Genomic DNA, 11,690 nt, shown 5'->3' with positions numbered 1-11,690 from the left:
AGTAGTATCACCCTCAAATCACTGCCTAGGCAGATAATGGGTGACTATCAATGGCACATTTCACGCCTGAGACCTTTCAGAACAGCCTATTGGGCATGCTGATCGGTCGCGCGGATTTGCTCAAAAACCGCATTCTCGACAAACACTTGGTGCCCTATGACCTGACCGCTCAGCAGTTCAAAGTGCTGGTGATCGTGGCGCTTTATGGTGCAGAAACCCCGGCGGATCTCTGCCGTTCGCTGTGCCTGGACAGCGGTTCGATGACCCGCATGCTTGACCGGCTGGAGCAGAAGGACCTGCTGGTGCGCACCCGGTCCGAATCCGACCGTCGTCAGGTGCGGCTGGTGTTGACCGATTCGGGCAAGGCGCTTTCCGACCTGTTGCCGCAAATCGGCGCCAAGGCCATGAACGAAATGGTCGGCGTGCTGGAAGACGGCGAACTGGCCACGCTGGAGAAGCTGCTGACCAAAGTGCTGGTCGCGGCAGCCGATCCGATCACCCTTGCGCGGATTGCAGCCAAATGAACATTCCACTCAAACGCAGCACTGCCTTGCGCACGTCATTGAGCCTGGTGTTCGTCGCGTTGGTCATGGCCGGTTGCGCCAACTCCAAAGGTCTTAACACTGAAGCGGTCGGTATTGACGCCAACAGCCTGCAAGCCGGGCAAAGCCTGACCGGCGTGACCCTTTCGCCTGCGGCCTGGCCGAAGCGCGATTGGTGGACGAGCCTGGGCGATCCTCAACTCAACGGCCTGATCACCGAAGCCCTGCACGACAGTCCTGACATGCAGATCGCCGCTGCGCGGACCCATCAGGCCAGTGCCGCCGCTTATGCGGCTGACGCCGAGCGCATGCCGACTGTCGATGCCAACGCCAGCGTCAGCCGTTCGCGGCTGGCCAAGGATCAGGACCCACTGGGGCAGGGCGACCGTTACAGCACTCTGCGCAGCCTGGGCGCCAGCTTCAATTACACCTTCGACCTGTGGGGCGGCCAGCGGGCTGCCTGGGAAGCGGCGCTGGGTCAGGCTCGGGCGTACGAGGTCGACCAGCGTGCGGCGCAACTGACCCTCGCCGCTGACGTGGCGCGCGCTTACAGCGATCTCGGTCAGGCCTACATCGTGCGCGATCTGGCCGCCGAAGACCTGAAACGTACACGCCAATTGCTGGAACTGGGCGCCCGTCGTTTCAAATCCGGTATCGACAGCGAATACCAGTATCAGCAAACCGAGAGCCTGGAAGCCAGCTCCCGCGAGTCGCTGGTGGACGCCGACAAACGCCTGCGCAGTGCGAAGATTGCGCTGGCCGTATTGATGGGCAAAGGGCCGGATCGCGGCGAAGCGCTGGCGCGGCCTGAAGTGCTCAAACCCGCCGCTGTCGCGCTGCCATCGGTGGTGCCTGCCGAATTGCTCGGTCGCCGTCCGGATCTGGTAGCGGCGCGCTGGCGGGTCGAGGCTGCGAGCAAGAACATCGCGGCCAGCAAAACTACCTTCTACCCGAACCTGAATCTCAGTGCGTCGGCGGGTGTGGAGTCGTTGCTGGGCGATGCGATGCTCGGTTCGGCCAGCCGCTTCTTCAATGTGGCGCCGACTGTTTCGCTGCCGATTTTCGACGGCGGTCGTCGTCGCGCCGATCTCGATGCGCGGGATGCCGACTACGACCTCGCGGTCGCGCAGTACAACAAGAGCCTGGTCCGTGCCTTGGGCGATGTCAGCGACAACATCGGCCAGTTGCATTCGATCAGCGGCCAGATCGACGCCCGCCAACAGGCGACCGACGTCATTCAGAAGTCCTACAACACCGTGGTTCAGCGTTACTCGTCGGGGATCGGCAATTACCTCGACGTGCTGATCATCGAACAGCAATTGCTGCAGTCGCAACGCCAACTGGCTGATCTCAACGCAGAACGCATCGATCTTTCGATCCAGTTGATGCAGGCCCTCGGGGGAGGCTTCGAAGAAAGCCCATCCGGCAAAAACGCCGCCCCGGCCGTCCCGTCAACTGCTTCGCTGACTCATTAAGGTACTCGTCATGGCCACTGCCACTACTCCTGAAAACACCGCTGCAAATGAGCCCAAAGATCAGAAGGGCGCCGCCCCCGGCCAGCCTCAAAAGAACCCACGCAAGCGCAAGCTGTTGATGTTCGGCTTGTTGATTATCGTGATCCTGGCCGGGATCGGGGTCTGGGGCTGGTATGAAGTCTACGGTCAGTGGAACGAAAGCACCGACGACGCCTACGTCAATGGCAACGTGGTGGAGATCACTCCGCAAACCACGGGCACTGTCGTGAGCATTGGCGCCGATGATGGCGATCTGGTCCGTGAAGGCCAGGTGCTGGTGCAGTTCGACCCGAACGACGCCGAAGTGGCGTTGCAGAGTGCCGAGGCCAATCTGGGCAAAGTGGTGCGTCAGGTGCGCGGCTTGTACAGCAGCGTCGACGGCATCAAGGCGCAACTGGCTGCCCAGCGCGCTGAAGTGCAAAAGGCGCAGGACAACTATAACCGTCGTCGCAATCTCGCAGCAGGCGGGGCGATTTCTCAGGAAGAGCTGTCCCACGCCAAGGACGACCTGACCAGTGCTCAGAACGCCCTGAACAACATTCAGCAGCAACTGGCCACCAGCACAGCGCTGATCGACGACACCCAAGTCTCGTCGCATCCGGACGTGAAGGCTGCCGCCGCGCAATTGCGTCAGGCCTACCTGAACAGCGCCCGCAGCACCTTGATCGCGCCGGTCACAGGCTACGTCGCCAAGCGTACCGTGCAACTGGGCCAGCGCGTGCAGCCGGGCACTGCGTTGATGGCGGTGATTCCGTTGGACCAACTGTGGATCGATGCCAACTTCAAGGAAACCCAACTGGGCAAGATGCGCATCGGCCAGCCGGTGGACATCGAAGCGGATCTTTACGGCAGCGATGTGAAGTACAGCGGCACCGTCGACAGCGTCGGCGCCGGGACCGGCAGTGCGTTCGCGCTGCTGCCTGCGCAGAACGCCACGGGTAACTGGATCAAGATCGTCCAGCGTGTGCCGGTGCGGATTCACATCAACCCGGACGAACTGGCGAAGAACCCGCTGCGCATCGGCCTGTCGACTGTGGTCGATGTGAACCTGCACGACCAGAGCGGCCCGGTGCTGGCGCAACAGCCGCCCAAACAGGCCTCGTTCACCACCGACGTTTACGTTAAGCAACTGGCGGAAGCGGACACGCTGATCGCCCGTCTGATTCACGAAAACAGCGCGTCGGCTTCGGGCAAGACCGCCCAGCGCTGATTCGTCAGTCCCTACGATAAGCTCCGGCCTGCGGGCCGGGGCGTTCTTCGAGTGTCAAAGGATTCGCGATGAGTCAGAACGCTCCCGCTTCGTTCACGCCGCCCAGCCTGCTGCTGACCACCATCGGCCTGTCGCTGGCGACTTTCATGCAGGTGCTCGACACCACCATTGCCAACGTCGCGCTGCCGACCATTTCCGGCAATCTGGGGGTGAGTTCCGAGCAAGGTACGTGGGTCATCACCTCGTTTGCGGTGAGTAACGCCATCGCGTTGCCGCTGACTGGCTGGCTGAGCCGCCGGTTTGGTGAAGTGAAGCTCTTTATATGGGCCACGCTGTTGTTCGTGATGGCCTCGTTTCTGTGCGGTATTTCCACGTCGATGCCTGAGTTGGTGGGCTTTCGCGTGCTGCAGGGTGTGGTCGCCGGCCCGCTGTACCCGATGACCCAGACGCTGTTGATCGCGGTCTACCCCCCGGCGAAAAGGGGGATGGCACTGGCACTGCTGGCGATGGTGACGGTTGTCGCGCCGATTGCCGGGCCGATTCTCGGTGGCTGGATCACCGACAGTTACACCTGGCCGTGGATCTTCTTCATCAACGTGCCCATCGGCCTGTTCGCCGCGTTCGTGGTGCGCACGCAGATGGCGGCACGTCCCGTGACCACCAGTCGTCAGCCGATGGATTATATGGGCTTGATCACCTTGATTATCGGTGTGGGCGCCTTGCAGATCGTGCTCGACAAGGGCAACGATCTGGACTGGTTCTCGTCGAACTTCATCATCATCGGCACGGTGATTTCGGTGATCGGGCTGGCGGCGTTTGTGATTTGGGAGATGACTGACGCGCATCCGGTGGTCAACTTAAGGCTATTCAGCTTCCGCAATTTCCGGGTCGGGACGATTTGTCTGGTATTGGGTTATGCAGGCTTCTTCGGCATCAACCTGATTCTGCCGCAATGGTTACAGACCCAAATGGGCTATACGCCGACGTATGCGGGGCTGGCGGTGGCGCCGATTGGCATTCTGCCGGTGATCCTGTCACCGTTCGTGGGTAAATACGCACCCAAGTTCGACCTGCGCATGCTGGCCGGGTTGGCGTTTCTGGGCATTGGCATGAGCTGCTTCATGCGCTCGAACTTCACCAGCCAGGTAGATTTCGAACACATCGCGCTGGTGCAGTTGTTCATGGGGGCGGGGATTGCGTTGTTCTTCATGCCGACGTTGAGCATTCTGCTTTCGGACTTGCCACCGTCGCAGATCGCCGACGGTTCAGGGCTGGCTACCTTCTTGCGTAACCTGGGCGGTAGCTTCGCCGCGTCGCTCACTACCTGGATCTGGATTCGCCGTGCCGAGATGCACCACGCCTACCTCAGCGAAAACGTGAACGTCTATGACTCGACCACGCGGCATGCCATCGAAACGTTAGGCGGCGCGAGCAATCAGACCTACGCCCAGCTCGACAGCATGGTCACCAGCCAGGCGTACATGATGTCCACTGTGGATTATTTCTACATGATGGGCTGGCTGTTCATGGCGCTGATTCTGATCATCTGGCTGGCCAAACCGCCGTTCGTGGCCAAGGCCGGGCCTGGGGCGGGGCATTGATCGCCGTTGGCTTAAGATTGTTGATGATCGTTCCCACGCTCCGCGTGGGAACGATCAAGGCGTCTGAGGGCTGTGCGGCAACGCCAACGGCTGCTCCGGCACAAACCCGAACGAGGTCAGTTCAAAGCCCTGTTCATCGGCCTGCAACGCCCAGCCCTCGCGGTCCCAATCTCCCAATACGATGCGCTGCGCGGTGTCGTCGCCGATTTGCAGCTTGTGGATGGCGGGCCGGTGGGTGTGGCCGTGGATCAGGGTTTTGACCCCGAATTCGGACATGACCCGTGGCACTTCTTCAGGGGTGACATCAACGATGTCGTTGGCTTTCATGCGGGTCTGCGCGCGGCTTTCGTTGCGCAACTTGCGCGCCAGTTTATGGCGGGTGCTCAAGGGCAGATGGCTCAGAACCCATAACGTCAGTGGATTGCGCAGATAGCGGCGCAAACGCATGTAGGCTTCGTCGCGGGTGCACAGGCTGTCTCCGTGCATCAACAACACGGGTTCACCATTGAAGTGCACGACACTCGGGTCGCGCAGCAGGGTGCAGCCCGCCGCCTTGCAAAAGGCTTTGCCAATCAAAAAGTCGCGATTGCCGTGCATCAGGAACACCTGCGTGCCGCTGTCGCTCAAGGCGCGCAGGGCTTCGCAGATCGAGCGCTGGAACGGCGACATCGCGTCATCGCCGATCCAGACCTCGAAAAAATCCCCGAGGATATACAGCGACTCGGCGCCACGCGCCCGGTCACTCAGCAGATCCAGAAACGCCCGGGTAATGTCCGGGCGTCCTTCTTCCAGATGCAGATCGGAGATCAGCAGTATCACTCAACGATCTCGGCTTTCTCGATGATCACGTCGTCAGCCGGTACGTCCTGGTGGCCCGCTTTGGAGGTGGTGGCGACGCCTTTGATCTTGTCGACCACGTCCGAACCTTCTACCACTTCGCCGAACACTGCGTAGCCCCAGCCTTGAACGGTCTTGGCGCTGTGGTTCAGGAAGCTGTTGTCGGCGACGTTGATGAAGAACTGCGCCGAGGCCGAATGCGGCTCCATGGTACGGGCCATGGCCACCGAGTACTTCTTGTTCGGCAGGCCGTTGTCGGCTTCGTTCTGGATGCTTGGGCGCTTGTCTTTCTTCTCTTTCATGCCTGGCTCGAAACCGCCGCCCTGGATCATGAAGTTGCCGATGACGCGGTGGAATACGGTGTTGCTGTAGTGGCCGGCTTTTACGTATTCGATGAAGTTGGCGACAGTGATCGGCGCTTTTTCAGCGTTCAGTTCCAGGACGATGTCACCGTGGTTGGTGGTCAGCTTTACTTTGGACATTGTTCGGTCGCTCTATTGAAATGCGTGGTTGGACGTGTCAATCGCACAGCGCAACACAGCACAGCGTAGTGGCTGGCTGCGGGGGCCATGGGTTTCACCCAGGCGCGCAGTTTACAGAGGCCGGCCCTACAAACGAAAGTCACGATTGAGGTCGCTGCGCTGCGAGCGGTGTCACGGGGCTGAGCCAAGGGCTTTGGCGCATCTGGGCAGTTTTGTCACGCCACGCTGTCAGGGGCTTGACAGGTTCGGCTATGATAGGCGCTTTGATTTATTCGGCCTACCCTGGCCGCGACTGTCAGGTTTTCAAGGATCCTATGAGCAAGCCCACTCAAGACGCTGCTGCCAACACCAAGGCAGGCCCTGCCATTCCGACCAACTTCCTGCGCCCGATCGTGCAGGCGGATCTGGATTCCGGCAAGCACACCAAGATCGTGACCCGCTTCCCGCCGGAGCCCAACGGCTACCTGCACATCGGTCATGCCAAGTCGATCTGCGTCAACTTTGGTCTGGCTCAGGAGTTCGGCGGCGTCACGCACCTGCGTTTCGACGACACCAACCCGGCCAAGGAAGACCAGGAATACATCGACGCCATCGAGCGCGACGTCAAATGGCTGGGCTTCGAATGGTCCGGAGAAGTGCGCTACGCCTCCCAGTACTTCGACCAGCTCTACCTGTGGGCGGTCGAGCTGATCAAGTCTGGCAAGGCCTATGTTGACGACCTGACCCCCGAACAGGCTCGCGAATACCGTGGCACCCTGACCGAGCCGGGCAAGAACAGCCCGTTCCGTGACCGCTCGGTCGAGGAAAACCTGGACCTGTTCACCCGCATGAAGGACGGCGAGTTCGAAGACGGCGCTCGCGTGCTGCGCGCCAAGATCGACATGGCCTCGCCGAACATGAACCTGCGCGACCCGATCCTGTACCGTATTCGCCACGCCCATCACCACCAGACCGGTGACAAGTGGTGCATCTACCCGATCTACGATTTCACTCACGGTCAGTCGGACGCCATCGAAGGCATCACCCACTCGATCTGCACCCTGGAATTCGAAAGCCATCGTCCGCTGTACGACTGGTTCCTCGACAACCTGCCGGTGCCGTGCAAGCCGCGCCAGTACGAGTTCTCGCGTTTGAACCTGAACTACACCATCACCAGCAAGCGCAAGCTCAAGCAATTGGTCGATGAACAGCACGTCAACGGCTGGGACGACCCGCGCATGTCGACCCTGTCGGGCTTCCGGCGTCGCGGCTACACCCCGGCGTCGATCCGCAACTTCTGCGAAATGATCGGCACCAACCGCTCTGATGGTGTGGTCGATTTCGGCATGCTGGAATTCAGCATCCGTCAGGACCTGGACGCCAACGCCCCGCGCGCCATGTGCGTGCTGCGCCCGTTGAAAGTCGTGATCACCAACTACCCGGAAGACAAGGTCGATCATCTGGAACTGCCGCGTCATCCGCAGAAAGAAGAGCTGGGCGTGCGCAAACTGCCGTTCTCCCGTGAAATCTACATCGACCGCGATGACTTCATGGAGGAGCCGCCGAAGGGCTACAAGCGTCTGGAGCCAAACGGCGAAGTGCGCCTGCGTGGCAGCTACGTGATTCGCGCGGACGAGGCGATCAAGGACGCTGCCGGCAACATCGTCGAGCTGCGTTGCTCGTACGACCCGGACACCCTGGGCAAGAACCCGGAAGGCCGCAAGGTCAAAGGCGTGATCCACTGGGTGCCTGCGGCTGAAAGCATTGAGTGCGAAGTGCGTCTGTACGACCGCCTGTTCCTGTCCGCCAACCCGGAAAAGGCTGAAGAGGGCAAGACCTTCCTGGACAACATCAACCCAGGCTCCTTGCAGGTGCTGACCGGTTGTCGTGCCGAACCATCGTTGGGTGAAGCAGCGCCGGAAGACCGTTTCCAGTTCGAACGCGAAGGCTATTTCTGCGCGGATCTGAAGGACTCGAAACCGGGCAAGCCGGTATTTAACCGCACAGTGACACTGCGGGATTCCTGGACGTAAGGTAGGCAACGTGCTTTCGATCTACAACACGCTCACCAAGAGCAAAGAAATCTTCAAGCCGCTGGACGGCAACAAGGTGCGCATGTACGTCTGCGGCATGACCGTGTACGACTACTGCCACCTGGGCCATGGCCGCAGCATGGTCGCGTTCGATCTGGTCACTCGCTGGCTGCGTTTCAGCGGCTACGACCTGACCTACGTGCGCAACATCACCGACATCGACGACAAGATCATCAATCGCGCCCGTGAAAACGGCGAGTCGTTCGATGCCCTGACCGCGCGCATGATCGACGCGATGCACGAGGACGAAGCGCGCCTCAATATCCTCAAGCCGGACATGGAGCCGCGCGCCACCGATTACATCGGCGGCATGCACGACATGATCCAGCGCCTGATCGACAAGGGCTACGCCTACGCACCGGGCAACGGCGACGTGTACTACCGCGTCGGCAAGTTCCTGGGCTACGGCAAGCTGTCGCGCAAGAAGATCGAAGATCTGCGCATCGGTGCGCGGATCGAGGTCGACGAATCCAAGGACGACCCGCTGGACTTCGTGCTGTGGAAAGGCGTCAAGCCGGGCGAGCCGAGCTGGGAGTCGCCATGGGGTCCGGGCCGCCCGGGCTGGCACATCGAGTGCTCGGTGATGTCCACCTGCTGCCTGGGCGAGACCTTCGACATTCATGGCGGCGGCTCCGATCTGGAATTCCCGCACCACGAAAACGAAATCGCCCAGAGCGAAGCGGCCACCGGCAAGACCTACGCCAATGCCTGGATGCATTGCGGCATGATCCGCATCAATGGCGAGAAGATGTCCAAGTCCTTGAACAACTTCTTCACCATTCGCGACGTGCTGGATAAATACCACCCGGAAGTGGTGCGTTACCTGCTGGTGTCGAGCCACTACCGCAGCGCGATCAACTACTCCGAAGACAGCCTGAAAGAGTCCAAAGGTGCGCTGGAGCGTTTCTACCACGCGCTCAAAGGCCTGCCAGCGGCGGAGCCAGCGGGTGGAGAAGCGTTCGTTGAACGTTTCTCGGTAGCGATGGACGATGACTTCGGTACACCGGAAGCCTGTGCCGTGCTGTTCGAGATGGTGCGTGAGATCAACCGCCTGCGTGACAGCGATGTCGCGGCAGCGGCCGGTCTGGCGGCGCGTTTGAAGCAACTGGCCAGCGTGCTGGGCGTGTTGCAGCTGGAAGCCGATGACTTCCTGCGTGCCGGTGCCGAAGGGCGTGTCGATGCGGCTGAAGTGGAAGCGTTGATTGCCGCTCGCCTGCAAGCCCGCGCCGACAAGAACTGGGCCGAATCGGACCGCATCCGCGACCAGATCACCGCCATGGGCGTGGTGCTGGAAGATGGCAAGGGCGGTACGACCTGGCGTTTGGCGGATTGATATCCAGGCGGTGATAAACGCCTTTGTGAGAGCCAGCATCCTGGCGAATGCGGAGAGTCGGCCAGCACATCTGTGACTGATACACCGCGTTCGCCAGCAAGCCGGCTCCCACAGGGTTCGGCGTCGAACAAATAATCTGGATTCGGCGCGGTCATTGTGGGAGCCGGCTTGCTGGCGATGGCGTCAGGTCAAACACTGCAATTATCTAATCAAAACCCCTGCTCCCGCAGCCGCTTATATAGCGTATTCCGACTCACCCCCAACCGCTTGGCCAACTGCGAAATATTCCCTCCGGCCGCCTGCAGCAATTCGTTCAATTCCTCGGGTGTGTCCAGCGCCGCCTTGCGGTTGAACACGATCCCCGGCTCCTGGCTTTCCATTTCCAGAGCGGCCAGTTCCAAATCCGCAAAAAAGTCCTCCGGTAAATGCTCAGTAGAGATCCTCTGATCATCCGCCAACGCCAACGCCACCTGAATCACGTTGCTCAATTGACGCAAATTCCCAGGCCACGGGTGCCGTTCGAACAGTGCCAGCACCGACGACTCAAACCCTGCTGTCTGCTGCGGCTCACGATGTTGCTCCCAGATGGCTTGCACCAATTCGGCTTTGTCGGTGCGCTCTCGCAAAGGTGGCAGTTCAAGGTTCAGCCCACTGATGCGGTAATACAAATCCTGCCGGAAACGTCCGCTTTGCACCTGTTCACGCAATGAGCAGTGGGTCGCGGAGATGACCCTGATATCCACGGGGAACAACTCACTGCTGCCCAACGGCTGCACGCAACGTTCCTGCAAAACCCGCAGAAGACGCGCCTGAACAGGTAGCGGCATGTCGCCAATCTCGTCGAGAAACAACGTGCCTTTGTCAGCCTTTCGAATCAGCCCGATGCTGCCTTTGTGGTGAGCGCCGGTGAACGCTCCTTTTTCATAGCCAAACAGTTCCGCTTCCACCAACTCCGAAGGAATGGCGGCGCAGTTCACGGCAATGAAAGGTTGATCGGCCCTGGAACTTGCCTGATGCAGATTCTTGACGAACACCTCTTTGCCTGCGCCGGTCTCGCCAAGGATCAGCAGCGGCACGTTTTTCTCCAGCAAGCGCTGAGCCTGACGTGCGGCTTTGGCGACTTTTTCATCCCCGATAGCGGGTGTTTGAGGCTGCGGTCTGGGGGTCGCCACGTTGTGGAATTTCAATACCGACGCGCCGGGACGTTTGATCAGGCCATGAAAGCGGTTATGTCCCGCTGCCTGAAGCGCAAAGGGCTGGCCTTCCTGCTGATTGAGCAACTGAGCGACAGGCGCCTTGAACAGGTTCTGGATATTGGCATGCAGCAGGCTGACTCCCAGCAAACTGTCGGCCCGGCGATTGGCACACAGGATCCGCCCACTCTCATCGAACACCAGCAACCCGGCCCATTGGCTGTCCAGATTGTTCAGGCCGGTGTTGAAGGTCAGCTGAAAATAACCGTTCTGGAATTGATCGAGAATGAGCCGGTTCTCGATGGTCTGGCTCATCATCTTCACCATCCCCAAGGTGTGCGAGGGCGGCAGGAAACTGTCGCTGGACACATCGAGCACCGCGATCATACGCCGCGAGGCATCGAAGATTGGCGCCGCAGAGCCGGTCATGAAGCGATTGGCCTTGAGAAAGTGTTCATCGTGTTCAATGTGAACAGCCTGTTCACAGGCCAGTGCGGTGCCAATCGCGTTGGTGCCCACCCCTTGCTCCAGCCAACTGGCCCCGGCGACGAAACCCCGTTGCTGATCCGGCTCGACGAAGCGCTTGGTGCCCCAGGAGTTCAGCACCTGGCCTTGCTGATCGGCCAGCAGAATCAAGCAGTTCGAGTTGCTGAGGATGTTTTCGTAGAAGGGCAGGACTTGCTGATGGGTGGTCTGCACCAGTGCGTGATGGCGCTCCAGCAGTTGCGAAACCTGCCGTTCCGGTAGCCGGTTGAAAGCGGGGCGGGATTGATGATCCAGGCCAAATTCGCGGCAGCGGGCCCAGGAATCGCGAATGATCGTGTCGTGCGCTGTGGCGGCCATAGGCTGGCTCCGTCCTGATGCTTTTATTGTTGTTGGGGTAACGCTTTGGCGGAGCATCCGTGC

9 protein-coding genes are annotated in these 11,690 nt (G+C 60.3%); 6 read left to right on the top strand and 3 right to left on the bottom strand.

Annotated elements, in window-relative coordinates; genetic code table 11:
* Positions 1–50: 50 nt before the first annotated feature.
* From ACI5GA_RS06630 to ACI5GA_RS06615, 4 genes are all read left to right on the top strand, one after another.
* Positions 51–524, top strand: a complete 474-nt coding sequence (locus tag ACI5GA_RS06630) for a MarR family winged helix-turn-helix transcriptional regulator (protein WP_404631249.1) — start codon at positions 51–53, stop codon at positions 522–524.
* Entirely contained in the window at positions 521–2,017 is a 1,497-nt protein-coding gene (locus ACI5GA_RS06625; protein WP_421422282.1) for an efflux transporter outer membrane subunit, read from the top strand. Before ACI5GA_RS06630 ends, ACI5GA_RS06625 begins: the two co-directional genes overlap by 4 nt.
* A gap of 10 nt (positions 2,018–2,027) precedes the next feature.
* The gene (locus tag ACI5GA_RS06620) at positions 2,028–3,266 is read left to right on the top strand and encodes an HlyD family efflux transporter periplasmic adaptor subunit (protein WP_421422281.1); all 1,239 of its coding nucleotides are present in this window, start codon (positions 2,028–2,030) and stop codon (positions 3,264–3,266) included.
* A gap of 68 nt (positions 3,267–3,334) precedes the next feature.
* Entirely contained in the window at positions 3,335–4,867 is a 1,533-nt protein-coding gene (locus tag ACI5GA_RS06615) for a DHA2 family efflux MFS transporter permease subunit (protein ID WP_421422280.1), read from the top strand.
* 54 nt (positions 4,868–4,921) lie between these two features.
* Here ACI5GA_RS06615 and lpxH read toward each other — a convergent pair whose 3' ends face one another.
* Positions 4,922–5,686, bottom strand: coding sequence for a UDP-2,3-diacylglucosamine diphosphatase (lpxH, locus tag ACI5GA_RS06610; protein WP_421422279.1), 765 nt, complete (start codon positions 5,684–5,686; stop codon positions 4,922–4,924).
* The gene (locus ACI5GA_RS06605) at positions 5,683–6,186 is read right to left on the bottom strand and encodes a peptidylprolyl isomerase (RefSeq protein ID WP_404631239.1); all 504 of its coding nucleotides are present in this window, start codon (positions 6,184–6,186) and stop codon (positions 5,683–5,685) included. Before ACI5GA_RS06605 ends, lpxH begins: the two co-directional genes overlap by 4 nt.
* Positions 6,187–6,500: 314 nt before the next feature.
* Here ACI5GA_RS06605 and ACI5GA_RS06600 point away from each other — a divergent pair, with 314 nt between their 5' ends.
* Positions 6,501–8,198, top strand: a complete 1,698-nt coding sequence (locus ACI5GA_RS06600) for a glutamine--tRNA ligase/YqeY domain fusion protein (protein WP_421422278.1) — start codon at positions 6,501–6,503, stop codon at positions 8,196–8,198.
* Positions 8,199–8,208: 10 nt separating this feature from the next.
* A complete protein-coding gene (gene cysS / locus ACI5GA_RS06595; protein ID WP_404631235.1) occupies positions 8,209–9,591 on the top strand; it encodes a cysteine--tRNA ligase in 1,383 nt (460 codons plus the stop codon).
* A 209-nt stretch (positions 9,592–9,800) separates the two neighbouring features.
* Here the strand turns inward: cysS and ACI5GA_RS06590 are convergent, their stop codons facing one another.
* A complete protein-coding gene (locus ACI5GA_RS06590; RefSeq protein ID WP_421422277.1) occupies positions 9,801–11,627 on the bottom strand; it encodes a sigma-54-dependent Fis family transcriptional regulator in 1,827 nt (608 codons plus the stop codon).
* Between the last annotated feature and the right edge of the window lie 63 nt (positions 11,628–11,690).

It is taken from the genome of Pseudomonas sp. Pseu.R1 (assembly GCF_045764065.1).
Lineage (GTDB): Bacteria > Pseudomonadota > Gammaproteobacteria > Pseudomonadales > Pseudomonadaceae > Aquipseudomonas.
The sequence above is the reverse complement of the archived record's forward strand: the minus strand, read 5'-3'. Positions and strand labels throughout refer to the sequence as shown.

Bases quoted from the DNA above. Each gene is read 5' to 3' on its own strand.
- ACI5GA_RS06630 (WP_404631249.1), top strand. From the start codon at position 51: ATGGCACATTTCACGCCTGAGACCTTTCAGAACAGCCTATTGGGCATG.
- ACI5GA_RS06625 (WP_421422282.1), top strand. From the start codon at position 521: ATGAACATTCCACTCAAACGCAGCACTGCCTTGCGCACGTCATTGAGC.
- ACI5GA_RS06620 (WP_421422281.1), top strand. From the start codon at position 2,028: ATGGCCACTGCCACTACTCCTGAAAACACCGCTGCAAATGAGCCCAAA.
- ACI5GA_RS06615 (WP_421422280.1), top strand. From the start codon at position 3,335: ATGAGTCAGAACGCTCCCGCTTCGTTCACGCCGCCCAGCCTGCTGCTG.
- ACI5GA_RS06605 (WP_404631239.1), bottom strand. From the start codon at position 6,186: ATGTCCAAAGTAAAGCTGACCACCAACCACGGTGACATCGTCCTGGAA.
- ACI5GA_RS06600 (WP_421422278.1), top strand. From the start codon at position 6,501: ATGAGCAAGCCCACTCAAGACGCTGCTGCCAACACCAAGGCAGGCCCT.
- ACI5GA_RS06590 (WP_421422277.1), bottom strand. From the start codon at position 11,627: ATGGCCGCCACAGCGCACGACACGATCATTCGCGATTCCTGGGCCCGC.